General features: G+C 73.1%; 11 protein-coding genes. 5 read left to right on the top strand and 6 right to left on the bottom strand.

The genetic code is table 11. The annotated features are described in order from the left end of the window. The first annotated feature begins 196 nt into the window (after positions 1–196). Positions 197–2,491: an FdhF/YdeP family oxidoreductase gene (locus LN042_RS07130; protein ID WP_230049559.1), complete on the top strand. Its 2,295-nt coding sequence runs from the start codon at positions 197–199 to the stop codon at positions 2,489–2,491. A gap of 96 nt (positions 2,492–2,587) precedes the next feature. On the opposite strand, the gene LN042_RS07125 is transcribed toward LN042_RS07130, so the two are convergent. Beyond that, positions 2,588–4,108 (bottom strand): NlpC/P60 family protein, encoded by a 1,521-nt coding sequence (locus LN042_RS07125; protein ID WP_230049557.1) that lies wholly within the window; start codon positions 4,106–4,108, stop codon positions 2,588–2,590. A gap of 377 nt (positions 4,109–4,485) precedes the next feature. On the opposite strand from LN042_RS07125, the gene LN042_RS07120 reads away from it, so the two are divergent. Together LN042_RS07120 and LN042_RS07115 are read left to right on the top strand one after the other, a co-directional pair. Further along, positions 4,486–5,661, top strand: a complete 1,176-nt coding sequence (locus LN042_RS07120; protein ID WP_230049555.1) for an inorganic phosphate transporter — start codon at positions 4,486–4,488, stop codon at positions 5,659–5,661. A gap of 11 nt (positions 5,662–5,672) precedes the next feature. Further along, on the top strand, positions 5,673–5,909 hold the full coding sequence (locus tag LN042_RS07115; RefSeq protein ID WP_230049553.1) for a hypothetical protein: 237 nt from the start codon (positions 5,673–5,675) through the stop codon (positions 5,907–5,909). A gap of 81 nt (positions 5,910–5,990) precedes the next feature. On the opposite strand, the gene LN042_RS07110 is transcribed toward LN042_RS07115, so the two are convergent. Then, the gene (locus LN042_RS07110; RefSeq protein WP_230049551.1) at positions 5,991–7,601 is read right to left on the bottom strand and encodes an MDR family MFS transporter; all 1,611 of its coding nucleotides are present in this window, start codon (positions 7,599–7,601) and stop codon (positions 5,991–5,993) included. Positions 7,602–7,701: 100 nt separating this feature from the next. Further along, positions 7,702–8,187 (bottom strand): MarR family winged helix-turn-helix transcriptional regulator, encoded by a 486-nt coding sequence (locus LN042_RS07105; protein ID WP_230049549.1) that lies wholly within the window; start codon positions 8,185–8,187, stop codon positions 7,702–7,704. Positions 8,188–8,354: 167 nt separating this feature from the next. On the opposite strand from LN042_RS07105, the gene LN042_RS07100 reads away from it, so the two are divergent. Further along, positions 8,355–9,410, top strand: a complete 1,056-nt coding sequence (locus LN042_RS07100; protein WP_230049547.1) for an ABC-2 transporter permease — start codon at positions 8,355–8,357, stop codon at positions 9,408–9,410. A 34-nt stretch (positions 9,411–9,444) separates the two neighbouring features. On the opposite strand, the gene LN042_RS07095 is transcribed toward LN042_RS07100, so the two are convergent. The 3 genes from LN042_RS07095 to LN042_RS07085 all read right to left on the bottom strand — a co-directional run bounded on the left by LN042_RS07095 (position 9,445) and on the right by LN042_RS07085 (position 13,424). Then, positions 9,445–9,972, bottom strand: a complete 528-nt coding sequence (locus LN042_RS07095; RefSeq protein WP_230049545.1) for a GtrA family protein — start codon at positions 9,970–9,972, stop codon at positions 9,445–9,447. Between the two features lie 156 nt (positions 9,973–10,128). Next, positions 10,129–12,534, bottom strand: coding sequence for an endopeptidase La (gene lon, locus LN042_RS07090; protein ID WP_230049543.1), 2,406 nt, complete (start codon positions 12,532–12,534; stop codon positions 10,129–10,131). A 113-nt stretch (positions 12,535–12,647) separates the two neighbouring features. Continuing rightward, positions 12,648–13,424 carry a rhomboid-like protein gene (locus LN042_RS07085; protein ID WP_230049541.1) on the bottom strand — a complete coding sequence of 259 codons (777 nt, stop codon included), beginning with the start codon at positions 13,422–13,424 and terminating at the stop codon, positions 12,648–12,650. A 522-nt stretch (positions 13,425–13,946) separates the two neighbouring features. Between LN042_RS07085 and LN042_RS07080 the strand changes: the two genes are divergently transcribed. After that, positions 13,947–14,678 carry a response regulator transcription factor gene (locus tag LN042_RS07080; RefSeq protein WP_230049539.1) on the top strand — a complete coding sequence of 244 codons (732 nt, stop codon included), beginning with the start codon at positions 13,947–13,949 and terminating at the stop codon, positions 14,676–14,678. Positions 14,679–14,735: the final 57 nt, after the last annotated feature.

Here is a 14,735-nt window from a genome sequence, read left to right as displayed (position 1 = left end):
GCATGCCGCGCCAGCGATATCGTCAGCCATCTCAGGCCCCTTGGCAAGGTGCGAAGGACGGGTTGGGCAGCAGGGTTTCGGCCGGTCTCGGGCCCTGTGCCGGGTCGCGCCGGGTGAAAGGATGGCGCGGGGCTGTCGACGGCGCGGCCCCGGAGGGACCGACGAGTCCTGGACTGACCGACGAAGGAGCGCAGTCATGGCCAAGCAGGCCCCGCAGAGCGACCCGGCGCAGGACGCCCCGGCGATCGGTGCGCCGAAGCACTCGGCGGTCGGCCTGCCCGCCGTCGTCAACAGCCTGAGGATGGCGGGCGAGCAGATGGGCGCCCGGCGCTCGATGGCCACCCTGCTCAAGGTCAACCAGCACGGCGGCTTCGACTGCCCGGGCTGCGCCTGGCCCGAGCCGGACAAGCCGCACACCGCCGAGTTCTGCGAGAACGGCGCCAAGGCGGTGGCCGAGGAGGCCACCGAGCGCCGGATCACCGCCGACTTCTTCGCCGCCCACCCGGTGAGCGAGCTGGCCGAGCGGTCCGGCTACTGGCTGGGCCAGCAGGGCCGGCTCACCGAGCCGATGCTGCTGGAGGAGGGCGCCGACCACTACGCGCCGGTCTCCTGGGAGCGCGCCTTCGAGATCGTCGCCGAGGAGCTGCGGGCCCTGGACGGCCCGGACGGCGCCGCCTTCTACACCTCGGGGCGGACCAGCAACGAGGCCGCCTTCGCCTACCAGCTGTTCGCCCGCAAGCTGGGCACCAACAACCTGCCGGACTGCTCCAACATGTGCCACGAGTCGTCCGGTTCGGCGTTGGTGGAGACCCTCGGGGTGGGCAAGGGCAGCGTCAGCCTCAAGGACATCCACCAGGCCGACCTGATCATCGTGGCCGGGCAGAACCCGGGCACCAACCACCCGCGGATGCTCTCCGCGCTGGAGCGGGCCAAGCGGGCCGGCGCCACCATCGTCAGCGTCAACCCGCTGCCGGAGGCCGGCCTCGAGCGGTTCAAGAACCCGCAGCACGCCCGCGGCCTGATCGGGGGCGGCACCAAGCTGACCGACCTGTTCCTGCAGATCCGGCTCGGCGGCGACCTGGCGCTGTTCCGGGCCGTCAACCAGCTGCTGCTGGACGCCGAGAACGGCATCGACCGGGCGTTCATCGACGAACACTGCCACGGCTTCGAGGAGTTCGCCGCCGAGGCGAGGACCACCGACCGCACGGCGGTGCTGGCGGCCACCGGCCTGCCCTGGGCGCAGATCGAGCAGTTGGCCGAGCTGGTGCTGAAGTCCCGCAAGGTGATCGTCTGCTGGGCGATGGGCCTGACCCAGCACAAGCACTCCGTGCCGACCATCCGGGAGGTCGTCAACTTCCTGCTGCTGCGCGGAAACGTGGGCCGCCCGGGTGCCGGGGTCTGCCCGGTGCGCGGCCACAGCAACGTGCAGGGCGACCGCACCATGGGCATCTTCGAGCGGCCGACCGCCGCCTTCCTGGACGCGCTGGAGCGGGAGTTCGACTTCGCGCCGCCGCGCCACCACGGCTTCGACTCGGTGGAGACGATCCGGGCGATGCGGGACGGGCGGGTCAAGGTCTTCTTCGCGATGGGCGGCAACTTCGTCGCGGCCACTCCCGACACCCTGGTGACCGAGGCCGCGATGCGCCGCTGCCGGCTGACCGTGCACGTCTCCACCAAGCTCAACCGCTCGCACCTGGTCACCGGCGCCCGGGCGCTGATCCTGCCGACCCTGGGCCGCACCGACCGCGACCGCACCGCCAAGGGCGACCAGATCGTCACCGTCGAGGACTCGATGGGCATGGTGCACTCCTCGCAGGGGCGGCTGCGGCCACCGGCCGACGGGTTGCTCTCCGAGACCGCGATCGTCTGCCGACTGGCCCGGGCCGTGCTCGGGAGCGCCGACCAGCTGCCCTGGGAGGAGTTCGCCGCCGACTACGACCTGATCCGGGACCGGATCGCCCGGGTGGTGCCGGGCTTCGAGGACTTCAACGCCAGGGTCCGCCGGCCCGGTGGTTTCGCGCTGCCGCACGGCCCCCGGGACAACCGGACCTTCCCGACCGCAACCGGCAGGGCCAACTTCACGGTCAACCCGCTGACCGCCCCCGAGGTGCCGGCCGGGCGGCTGCTGCTGCAGACGCTGCGCTCGCACGACCAGTACAACACCACCGTCTACGGCCTGGACGACCGCTACCGCGGCATCACCGGCGGCCGCCGGGTGGTGCTGGTCAACCCGGCGGACGCGGCCGAGCTGGGCCTGACCGAGGGCGGCTACGTCGACCTGGTGAGCGAGTGGCGGGACGGCGTGGAGCGCCGCGCCCCGCACTTCAAGGTGGTGCACTACCCGGTGGCCCGCGGCGGGGCGGCGGCCTACTACCCGGAGACCAATGTGCTGGTCCCGCTGGACTCGACCGCCGAGATCAGCAACACGCCGACCTCCAAGGCCGTGGTGGTCCGGTTCGAGGCCGACTCCGGGCCGCTCGGCACCCACTGACAACGGTGCGGCGGCCGAATCCGGACCTCCGGACCGGCCGCCGCTGCCGAGCCGCCCCGGCGCGCCGGGGCGTCAGGGCGCCGGGGCGCCGGGGCGTCAGGGCGTCGGGGTGGGCGACGTCCCGGGGGCGCCGGAAGCGGGCGCGCTGCCCGAGGTCGACGGTGCGGGGCTGCCGGTCGGCGAGGAGCTGCCGGAGGACGAGCCGGACGGGTGCGGCGAACCGGGGGCCGACGGGCTGCCGGAGCCGCTCCCAGCGCCCGGTGTCGGCGACGCGCCGGGCGCGGGCGGGCCGGACGGGTGCGGCGACGACCCGTTGCCGGACGGGCTGCCCGAGGCGGTGCCGGACTGGGCCGGCGGGGCGGCGCTCGGCGCCGGGGGCGCCACCGGGACCACCGGGCCGGTCGGCAGCGGCGCCACGGTCGGCAGGCCGGGGGCCGTCGAGCCCGGTGCGACCGGGGTGACCGTGTCGGCGTTCTTGACCGCGTCCGGCACCTGCCAGCCGCCGCCGTCCGACGCGCTCTGCGGGTCGGGCCGCACCGCGCCGAGGATCGGGGCCATGCCGATCGGCGAGATCCGCACCACCGCGCCGGTGTGCGGCGCCTGCACCACGTAACCGCCGCCGATGTACATCGCGATGTGCTCGGCGCTGGCGTAGTAGACCACCAGGTCGCCCGGGCGCAGCTGATTCAGTGGGACGTGCTGCAGGCCGGCCCACTGGTCCTCGCTGGTGCGCGGGATCTGCACGCCCGCGTGCAGCCAGGCCTGCGAGGTCAGGCCGGAGCAGTCGTAGGCGTCGGGGCCGATGCCGCCCCACAGGTAGGGCTTGCCCAGCTGGGCCAGTGCGAAGGCGACCGCCTGCCGGCCGGCCGCGGACGGGGCGCGCTCGCCCTGGCCCAGCGCACCGGAGGCCAGGAAGGCCAGCTGGTCCTGGTTCTCCTGCTGCTGCTCCAGCGCCTCCAGCTGGGCCTGCTGGACGCCGGTGAGGCTGGAGACGATCTGCTCGACGGTGGCCAGCTGGCGGGCGATCTGGGCCTTGTTCTGGTCCTGCTGGCCGAGCAGCGTCCGGGTGTCGGCCAGCGCGGCGGTGGCCTGGCCCTTGAGCTGCTGCAGGTCGGCCTGCTCGGACTTGAGCTGGGCGATGAAGGCGGCCTGGGAGCGACCGGCGGCGGCGAGCAGCTCGCCCATGTGGACGGCCTGGTACGGGTCGTTGGTGAGCAGCAGCTGGCCGTAGGCGGACAGGTTGCCGTTCTGGTACTGGTCGGCGGCCAGCTCGGCGGCCACGTCCAGACCCGCGTCCACCAGTTGCTGCTGTTGGGCCAGTCTGGCGTTGACGGCGTTGACGTCGTTCTGCTTGGTGGCGAGCTTCTGGGTGGTGGCGTTGTACTGCTCGGTGGCGGCCTCGGCGTTCTGGTAGAGCTGGTGGATCTGGTCCAGCAGCGGGCCCAGGGTGGCCTTGGCGGCGGCCAGCGGGTCGGTGCCCGGCGGGGTGATGGCGGTGGCGGCCGGGTCGGGGGCGGGCGCGGCGAACGCCGTCGAGGCGGCGACCGGCAGGGCCAGCGCCGCCGCCGCGAGCACCGCCGAGCAGCGCAGCGCGGCCCGCAGCCAAGGCTTGCTCATGGTCGACTGGTCACCCGTCACGGCCCGCATCGGCCCCCCTCGCCCATGGTCGGCTCGCCGGCTGCGAGCCCCGGTCGATCCTGCCATGCCAACCCCGAAAGCGGCAGGGCGCCTCCGTCGAACTGATGGATTCTCAGCTGCCGCCGATGAGTGACGCAGATCTCACCAAACCAGTAGCAATATGGACTTTCTCCGCATCAGGCCAGGTCACACGGGCCCACGTCACCTGTTGGACGCGTGGACTCAAGATATCGGCCACGAACAACCCTCCAAATCCGTGACCCGTTAACCTGCTGTTCACTCGGTCTCCCTACCGTCACGGCTGACGACAGCTGAAGAACACACGTCAGTCCGACACCTACGACGATTGTTTGGTTATGGAACACATCACGTTCCTGGTGGCGGTGGTGATCGTCACGGCCCTGGCCTTCGACTTCACCAACGGCTTCCACGACACCGCCAACGCGATGGCCACCTCCATCGCGACCGGCGCCCTGCGGCCCAAGGTCGCCGTCACCATCTCCGCGATCCTCAACTTCGCCGGCGCCTTCCTGTCGGTGAAGGTGGCCGGCACCATCTCCGGCGGCATCGTCAACGAGAAGACCGGCCTGCACCCCGAGGTGATCTTCGCCGCGCTGGCCGGCGCCATCCTGTGGAACCTGCTGACCTGGCTGCGCGGCCTGCCGTCCAGCTCCTCGCACGCGCTCTACGGCGGCCTGATCGGCGCGACCGTGGTCGGCGCCGGACTGCACGCGGTGAACTTCAGCGTCGTGGTCACCAAGATCCTCATCCCGGCGGTCGCCTCCCCGGTCGTGGCCGGCCTGGCCGCCTGGGGCGCCACCAAGGCGGCCTACCTGATCACCCGCAAGGCCGGCGAGGCGGCGACCGAGAAGGGCTTCCGCAAGGGCCAGATCGCCTCGTCCTCGCTGGTCTCGCTCGCCCACGGCACCAGCGACGGGCAGAAGACCATGGGCATCATCACCCTGGCCCTGATCTCGGCCGGCGCGCTGCCCAAGCACTCGATGCCTCCCACCTGGGTGATCGTGGCCGCCGGTGCGGCCATGGCGCTGGGCACCTACATGGGCGGCTGGCGGATCATCCGCAGCCTGGGCAAGGGCCTGACCGAGGTCCGGCCGCCGCAGGGCCTGGCGTCGGAGACGGCCACCGCCGCCGTCATCCTGACCTCCTCGCACATGGGCTACGGCCTCTCCACCACCCAGGTGGTCGGCGGCGGCGTGATGGGCGCCGGCCTCGGCCGCTCGGGCGGCAAGGTGCGCTGGAACATGGCCCGCCGGATGGTCTACAGCTGGGGCCTGACCCTGCCGGCCGCCGCCGCGGTCTCCGGTGCGGCCGCCTTCGTGGCCGACCAGGGCACCTGGGGCGTGCTGGTGGTGGGTGCCGCGCTGGTGCTCGGCGCCGGCGCCATGTGGCTGATCTCCCGCCGGACTCCGGTGACCGCGGCCAACGTCAACGAGGTCACCCCGGTGGAGGTCGCACCGACCCAGACCGCCGCGGCCACCCCCTCCCCCGCCACCACCACCGTCGCCGCCTGAGGAGGCCGGTCATGAAGATCAACTGGAGCGCCCTCGGGCAGACCGCGGGCATCAGCTTCCTGGTCACGGTGGCCGTGGTCGCCGCCTTCGCCCTGGGCACCATGGCGCTGGCCAGGCGGGAGGCCGCCGTCGCCGCCGGCAGCGGCTCCGGCGCGGGCCGGGGCACCCTGGCGCTGGCCGGCGCGGGTGTCTGCTTCGCCGCTTGCGCGGCGGCCGTCGGCTACGGGCTCAACCTGATCGCCGGCTGAGCCGGCCGCAGCCTGCCCTAAGGGCCCGCAGGTCTCTTGACCTGCGGGCCCTTCGCCGTCCCCCGCTCCGCCGCCGCCCGGTCAGGCGCGCTCGGCCACCGGCTCGACGGCCGGCGGCTCGGCGGCGGCCCGGGCCCGCAGCGGCACCTCGCGGATGAACAGCACCGCCAGGAAGGCCAGCAGCGCGGCCGGCGCGGCGAACAGGAAGACGGTGCCGATGCCGTGCCCGAAGGCGTCCTCGACCAGCGGGACCAGCGGCGCCGGCAGGGTGTGCAGGTCGGGCAGCTCACCGCCGCCCGCCGCCCCGCCCTGCACCGGCAGGTGCGCGGCGGCCAGGTCCAGCGCCAGGTAGTGGCTCACCCGGTTGCCGAGCAGCGCGCCCAGCGCGGAGACGCCCATCGCGCCGCCCATGGTGCGGAAGAAGGTCACCGTCGAGCTGGCGGTGCCCAGTTCCTTGGCCGGCACCGTGTTCTGCACCGCCAGCACCAGGTTCTGCGAGGTCAGGCCGAGCCCGATGCCGGTGCAGGCCATGTAGACCGAGAGCAGGCCGTAGCCGGTGTCCGCCCGGGCGGTGCCGAGCAGCGCCAGGCCGACCGCGAGCAGGAAGGTCCCGGCCACCAGGTAGCGCTTCCACTTGCCGGACCGGGTGATCAGCCGTCCCGCCACCGCCGAGGAGACGGCCAGGCCCAGGATCATCGGCAGCGTCATCACGCCGGCCATGGTGGGCGTCCTGTCGCGGGCCAGCTGGAAGTACTGGCTGAGGAAGGTCGTGGTGCCGTACATCCCGATGCCGACGAACGCGCCGGCCACCGCGGACAGGCTGACGGTGCGGAACCGGAACAGGCCCAGCGGCATCACCGGCTCGGCGGCCCGGCGCTCGACCAGCACGAAGAGCAGCGCCAGCAGCAGCCCGCCGCCGACCATCGCCGCGGTCTGCCAGGAGCCCCAGGCGTAGTCCTTGCCGGCCAGGGTGATCCACACCATCAGCAGGCTCACCGCGCCCGCGACCAGCAGCGCGCCGCCAACGTCGATCCTGGCTTTGTCGATCTTCGCGGCCCGCTCGACCACCGGCAGGTGCAGGGTGCGCTGCAGCACCACGATGGCGAGCACCGAGAACGGGATGCCGACGTAGAAGCACCAGCGCCAGCCGAGCCAGGAGGTGTCCACGATGACCCCGCCGATCAGCGGGCCGCCGATGGTGGCCAGCGCGAAGACGGCGCCGAAGTAACCGCTGTAGCGCCCGCGCTCGCGCGGCGGGACCATCGCCGCCAGGCAGATCTGCCCGAGCGCCACCACGCCGCCGGCGCCGATGCCCTGCAGCACCCGGCAGCCGATCAGCTCCCCGGTGTTCTGCGAGAGGCCGGCCAGCGCCGACGAGACGATGTACATCACCAGTGCGATCTGCACCAGCAGCTTCTTGCTCACCAGGTCGGAGAGCTTGCCCCAGATCGGGGTCGAGGCGGTGAGCGAGAGCAGCGCGGCCGTGATCACCCAGGTGTAGGCGGACTCGCCGCCGTGCAGCTCGTTGAGGATGGTCGGCAGCGCGTTGGAGACGATGGTCGAGGAGAGGACCGCCACGAAGAGCCCGATGAGCAGGCCGGAGAGGGCTTCCAGCACCTCCCGGTGGGTCATCTGGCGGTCGTCCTGGGCGCTGCCGTGCGAATGCGGGCGCGCCGCTGCTGCGGAGGTCATGGGGGCGGTCCTTGGGCAGGGGAGATTGTTGCCTTGGGCAACTACCATACCCGTTTAGTTGACTCAGGCAACCTTCTCGCCGGGACGACCCCGGCCGCCATCAGTCGAACGGATCCGCCAGCCGCGGCGCTGCGGCCACCGACTCGTTGAACCGGGCCAGCAGTTCGGCGAACCTGCTCAGGTCCACCGGCTCCCAACCCGCGAGCATCTCCCGGAACGAGGCCAGCCGGGCCTCGTGGGCCCGGCGGTAGCGGGCGCCGCCCTCCTCGGTGAGCGACACCAGCGAGGCCCGGCCGTCCTGCGGATCCGGCTCCCGGGCCACCAGCCCGAGCTCCTCCAGCGCCTTGATCTGCCGGCTGATGGTCGCCTTGCCGACCCCGAAGTGGCAGCCCACGTCGGTGACCCGGACCTGGCCGACGTCGTACAGGTGCGCCAGCAGCGAGTAGGCCACGCCACCCTCCAACTGCGGATGGACCAGTCGCGACATCTCGGCCGAGCGGGCCCGGCCGCGCCGGAACATCACCGCCACCTCGCGTTCCACCGCCCGGAAGACGCGCTCCTGACCCGCCGCCTGGTCCTCGTTCACACCCACCACCCGTCGACCGCGAACGCGCCGGCCCCCGGCGCGCGATCAGTATCCACCAGCCGCCGCGGGGCGCCGCTTCGGCGCGGGAGAGCCACCCGGCGTGGCAATCCTGCTATGAAGTGTCCGATTGGCATACTTTTCATCCGATCTGGACGAGGGGGCGCCCGATGCCGGGATTCGTCAGCGAACTCAAGGACGCGGTCTCCGGCCGCGCCGCCGTCCTGGTGCTGGGCACCCTGCTGATCCAACTGGCCTTCATCACCTCGTACGTGGGCGCGCTGCACCAGCCGACGCCGCACCGGCTCTCGATCGGCGTGGTGGCACCACCGCAGCTGCAGCCCCGGGTGGTCAGCTCCCTGGCGCAGGTGCCGAACGACGCGGTGGAGCCGGTGCCCGTCACCGACCGGGCCGCCGCCGTCGACCGGATCAAGGACCAGGAGCTCTACGCCGCGCTGCTGGTCGACCCGTCCGGCACCCAGGACACCCTGCTGGTGGCCAACGCGCGGGGTCCGGCCGCCGCCACCGCCGCCGAGCAGATCACCACCGGGCTCGACCAGGGCCAGGGCCGCACGGTGCGGGTCGAGGACGTGGTGCCGCTCGCCGCCGGAGACGCCAAGGGGCTCTCCGGGTTCTACCTGGTGATCGGCTGGTGCGTCGGCGGCTACCTGGTGGCCGCGATCCTCGCCATCAGCGCCGGTGCCCGCCCCGCCGGCCGGCACCGCGCGCTGATCCGCATCGGCGTGCTGGCGCTCTACTCGATCGCGGCCGGGCTCGGCGGCGCGCTGATCACCGGCCCGGTCCTGAACGCGCTGCCCGGCGGCGTCGCGGCGCTGTGGGGCGTGGGGAGCCTGGTGGTGTTCGCGGTCGGCGCGTTCACCATGGCCCTGCAGTGCCTGTTCGACATCGTCGGCATCGGGCTGGCCGTGGTGCTCTTCGTGGTGCTCGGCAACCCGAGCGCCGGCGGCGTCTACCCGCCGCCGCTGCTGCCGTCGTTCTGGCGGGCCATCGGCGCCTGGCTGCCCAACGGCGCGGGCACCGACGCCATCCGCTCGGTGGCCTACTTCGGCGCCACCGGCATCACCGTGCCGCTGCTGGTGCTCTCCGCCTGGGCGGTGGCGGGCGTGGCGATCACGCTGACCGCGGTCGCCCTGCGACCGGCCGGCGGGAGGGCGGCCGGCCCCACCCAGGCGGACGGCGCCGCCCCTCCGGGCGACGCCGCCTGACGGGCAGCCGGGCCCGCCCGCCCCTTCGAGGGGGTCAGCCGACCCGCGCCGGCGGCTCGGCGGAGTTGTCCTGCGGCTCGTGGTACTTGGTGTTGGTGAAGACCCACTTCTTCATCGCCCAGTAGCGGAACGCCATCGCCACCAGGGTGCCCACGATCATGCCGCTGACGAAGTCGGCGACCTCCTGGGTGAAGTGGCTGACGCTGGGCTCGCGCAGGTGGAAGACGTAGCGGCTGACCAGCAGCGGCAGGTCGTTCACGCCGACCGCCAGCGCGCTGACCACGATGAACGGGATCGCCTCTTCGTGGCTGCCCTCCGAGCGGAAGGACCACTGTCGGTTGAGCAGGTAGGAGAGCACGGTCGAGACCGCCACCCCGACGGTCTGCGCCACCACGGGCTTGCTCTGGCAGACGGTGTACTTCAGCCCGTAGTTGATCGCCAGGGTGAGCAGGAAGCACGTGCCACCGACCAGCAGGAACTTGACGAGGCTGCGGTGCTGCACCAGGAAGGGGCGCAACGGCCCCGGCACCTTGGCCAGGGCTCTCTGTGTAGGCGATGGCATTGGCGCAGTGTCGCACAGGATGCTGAGTCGGTGTCACCCGACTCCCCGGACCGCGACGCGCGCGTGCCTCCCACTGCCGGCCGGAGGCACGTGCTAAAAGGGCCGGCCGGGCGCTCCCCGTGGGGAAGCACCCGGCCGGCCACCGCTTCCGGACCGCTACGCCGCCGCACCCACCAGCACCGCCGCCGGCTCCAGGGCCAGCGCCAGCACGTCGCGGACGTCGGCGACCGGGTGCACGGTGAGGCGCTCCAGCACCTCGGCCGGGACGTCGTCCAGGTCGGGCTCGTTGCGCTTGGGGATGATCACCGTGGTGATGCCGGCCCGGTCGGCGGCGAGCAGCTTCTGCTTGACGCCGCCGATCGGCAGGACCCGACCGGTGAGCGAGACCTCGCCGGTCATCGCGACATCGGTGCGCACCCTGCGGCCGGAGAGCAGCGAGGCGAGCGCGGTGGTCATGGTGATCCCGGCGCTCGGGCCGTCCTTCGGCACCGCACCGGCGGGCACGTGCAGGTGGATGCCGCGCTCCCGCAGCCCGGTGACCGGCAGCTCCAGCTCCGCGCCGCGCGAGCGCAGGTAGGAGAGCGCGATGTGCGCGGACTCCTTCATCACGTCGCCCAGCTGACCGGTCAGGGTGAGACCGGTGGAGCCGGTCTCCGCGTCGGCCAGCGAGGCCTCGATGTAGAGGACGTCACCGCCCGCGCCGGTCACCGCCAGGCCGGTGGCCACGCCGGGCACCGAGGTGCGGCGCTCGGCCGGCTCCTGGGCCGACTCCGGGGTGTGGTGCGGCCGGCCGATCAGACCGCGCAGGTCGTCCACGTCGATCGCGGTGGGCAGCTCGCGCTCGCCCAGCTCGCTCTGCGCGGCGACCTTGCGCAGGACCCGCGCCACCGAGCGCTCCAGGGTCCGCACGCCGGCCTCACGGGTGTACTCGCCGGCCAGCTTGCGCAGCGCCGCCTCCGTCACCGTGACGGTCTCGGCGGACAGCCCGGCCCGCTCCAGCTGCCGGGGCAGCAGGTGGTCGCGGGCGATCACGACCTTCTCGTCCTCGGTGTAGCCGTCCAGCCGGACCAGCTCCATCCGGTCCAGCAGCGGCTCCGGGATGGCCTCCAGCACATTGGCGGTGGCCAGGAAGACCACGTCGGACAGGTCGAGCTCGACCTCCAGGTAGTGGTCCCGGAAGGTGTGGTTCTGCGCCGGGTCCAGCACCTCCAGCAGGGCCGCCGCCGGGTCGCCGCGGTAGTCCGAGCCGACCTTGTCGATCTCGTCCAGCAGCACCACCGGGTTCATCGAGCCGGCCTCCTTGATGGCCCGCACGATCCGGCCGGGCAGGGCGCCCACGTAGGTGCGCCGGTGGCCGCGGATCTCGGCCTCGTCGCGGACGCCGCCGAGGGCCACCCGGACGAACTCGCGGCCCATGGCACGCGCCACCGACTCGCCGAGCGAGGTCTTGCCCACGCCGGGCGGGCCGACCAGGGCCAGCACCGCGCCCCCGCGGCGCCCGCCGACCAGGGTGAGCCCCTGGTCCGCCCGCCGCTTGCGGACCGCCAGGTACTCGACGATCCGGTCCTTCACGTCGGCCAGGCCGGCGTGGTCGGCGTCCAGCACGGCGCGGGCGCCGGCGATGTCGTAGGTGTCCTCGCTGCGCTCGTTCCAGGGCAGCTCCAGCACGGTGTCCAGCCAGGTGCGGATCCAGGACCCCTCGGGTGACTGGTCGCTGGCGCGCTCCAGCTTGTCGACCTCCTTGAGGGCGGCCTCGCGGACCTTCGCGGGCAGGTCGGCGGCCTCCACCCGGGCGCGGTAGTCGCCCTCCTCGTCGACCGACTCGCCGTTCAGCTCGGCGAGCTCCTTGCGCACCGCCTCCAGCTGGCGGCGGAGCAGGAACTCCTTCTGCTGCTTGGCGACGCCCTCCTCGACGTCCTTGCGGATGGTGTCGTTGACCTCCTCCTCGGCGAGGTGGTCCTTCAGCAGCTGCAACGCGTACTCCAGGCGGGCCACCTGGTCGGCCTCCAGCAGCACCTTGAGCTTCTGCTGGGCGGTGGCGAACGGCGCGTAGCCGATGTTGTCGGCCAGCTCGCCGACGCCCTCGATGGCGGCCACCCGGTCGACGATCTGCCAGGCGCCGCGCTTGCGCAGCCACTCGGTGGAGACCGCCTTGTACTCCTTCACCAGCTCGGCGGCCCGGCCGGCCACCGGCAGGCCCACCGAGGACTCCTTGAACGGCGCGGTCTCCACCCAGAGCGCGGCGCCCGGCCCGGTGGTACCGGCGCCGATCCGCACCCGGCGGACCGCCCGGACCAGCGCGGCGGGCTCGCCGTCGGCCAGCCGACCGACCTGCTCGACGGTGGCCAGCGTGCCGACCGCCGCGTACGAGCCGTCCAGCCGCGGCACCAGCAGCACCTGCGGCTTGCCGCCGTTCACCGAGCGGGCAGCCGCACGGGCGGCCTCGACGGCGGCCCGCACCTCGGTGTCCTTGAGGTCCAGCGGCACCACCATGCCCGGCAGGACCACCTCGTCGTCGAGCGGCAGCACGGGCAGAGTGAGCGGAGCGGACGTCGATGCCATGATCTCTCCCCAGTCAGTCAACTTGAGTCGAGATGGCTAAGGCTTGGCGAGGCGTGATTGTTCCCCGGCGCTTGTTCGCCGTGAGCGATCAGGGAAGAGGGCGGAAGGGTGGCTCAGGCCCGGTCGAGCACCGGCCCGCCGGCCGGCTTCGGCTGCCCGGCCGCGGCCGCCCCGACCCCGGGCACGGGCGCGGCAGGGCGCCGGGGCCGCCGACGGCGGCGCAGCGGCCACCAGAGCCCGATGCCGACCAGCAGCGCGGTGGGATGTCCGATCGCCGTGACCAGGTCCGGGTCGCTCTGCAGCTGGCGCAGCACCAGCAGCGCGCCGCCGGCCAGCACGAGCAGCCGCCCGGGCCACCGGAACTGCCCGGCGAGCGCTCCCAGGGTGGCCAGCACCCCGTAACTGACCCCGATGTCCAGCTCGTCCAGCAGCCCCCGGTCGGCGTGCCCGGTCGCCACCAGGACGGCCACCGCGCCCTGCGAGACCAGGGTCGCCACCACGTGCCCGGCCGCGAACACCCCGACCGCCCGCCGCCAGCCCACCAGCCGCTCCAGCGGCGCCACTATGAAGGCGAAGCCCCACAGGTAGGGCAGCCAGTCGGGCCCGGCCAGCCACAGTCCGCTCAGCAGCAGCGAGCGGACGGGCGCCTGCAGCAGGTGGTGGCCGTCGGTGCTGGACAGCTCCTGCAGCCGGTGCACCAGCGCCGGGTCGGCGTCGCGCGCGAGGACGGTGGTGCCGGCCAGCACGGCCAGGTAGAGCAGCGTGAACGGATTGCGCCGGGGCGTGGGCAAGCGGTCCAGCGCCCACTGCAGCGGGCCGGACCGCAGGCCGAGCCGCAGACCGGCGTAGGGCGCCACCGGCGCACGCCCGGGCCACCGCTCCCCAGCCATGTCGCCTCCCTTCCGGGCCGCTCGCCCCGACCCCGCGCCGGGGCCGGGTGCCGCGCTCGCTGCGCGTGCACTCCGTGCCATCAACCACCGGATGCGTCCACGGTACGGTGCCGCCCTGAGAGCCGCGTGAGAACGCAGTCGCCCTACCCGTAACGGCAGTTCAGAAGTTGGTCCGGACCAATGCGCGCCAATCGCCGGCCCACGGGCGGCCGCCGGGTTCGTGCATACACACCGTTACCGTCAGACGACATGGACGGGTAAGGTAGCGCCCCGTACCCACTCCGGGGCGTGCGCGCCGACCGGTGCCCGCGGAAATCCGCGGTCCGCCTGTCGGGGCTCGGCCCCGGTCCGTACGCTGCGAGGTGTCCGCTGTCGGACCGGCGGCACTGCCGCCACCCGGCCGGGACGGCGGAACCCGGGACGCCTCGGCACGGAAGAACACAAAGACGGAACCAAGACTACGAGCGGGCCCGCTACTCCCACAGGTGGCGACCCGCATGCCCTGGGGGCGGTGGCGTGACCGTGACAGAGATTCAACAAGACACCGGTGCGAGCGGTGTGATTGCGCAGCGACGCGTCCTGGTGGTGGAGGACGAACCCACCATCGCGGAGTCGATCGCGGCCCGACTGGGCGCGGAGGGCTTCAAGGTGGCCGTCGCGCACGACGGCCCCGGCGCGGTGGACGGCTTCCACACCTGGCAACCCGACCTCGTGGTGCTCGACATCATGCTGCCCGGCTTCGACGGGCTGGAGGTCTGCCGCCGGATCCAGGCGCAGCGCCCGGTGCCCGTGCTGATGCTCACCGCCCGGGACGACGAGACGGACCTGCTGGTCGGCCTCGGCGTGGGTGCCGACGACTACATGACGAAGCCGTTCTCGATGCGCGAGCTGGCGGCCCGGGTGAACGTGCTGCTGCGCCGGGTCGAGCGGGCCCAGCAGGCGGCCAGGACCCCGGCGCTCGGCAGCCTGCGGTTCGGCGAGCTGGAGATCGACCACGTGCAGCGCCGGGTCCGGCTGGGCTCGGGCGACGTGCACCTGACGCCCACCGAGTTCGACCTGCTGGCCTGCCTGGCCGCCCAGCCGCGCGCGGTGCTCACCCGCGAGCAGCTGCTGGCCGAGGTCTGGGACTGGACCGACGCGTCCGGCACCCGGACCGTGGACAGCCATGTGAAGGCGCTGCGCCGGAAGATCGGCGCGACCTGGATCCGCACCGTCCACGGCGTGGGCTACGCGCTCGAGGCGCCCGTGGGCTGACGGCCGCGCACCCGGGCGTGGGGGCCCGAGTGCGACGCCGTACCTGGGGGGGCCACG

This window comes from Kitasatospora humi, assembly GCF_020907985.1.
Classification (GTDB): domain Bacteria; phylum Actinomycetota; class Actinomycetes; order Streptomycetales; family Streptomycetaceae; genus Kitasatospora; species Kitasatospora humi.
Note: the sequence above shows the minus strand (reverse complement) of the source record. Positions and strands in the feature narration are given on the sequence as shown.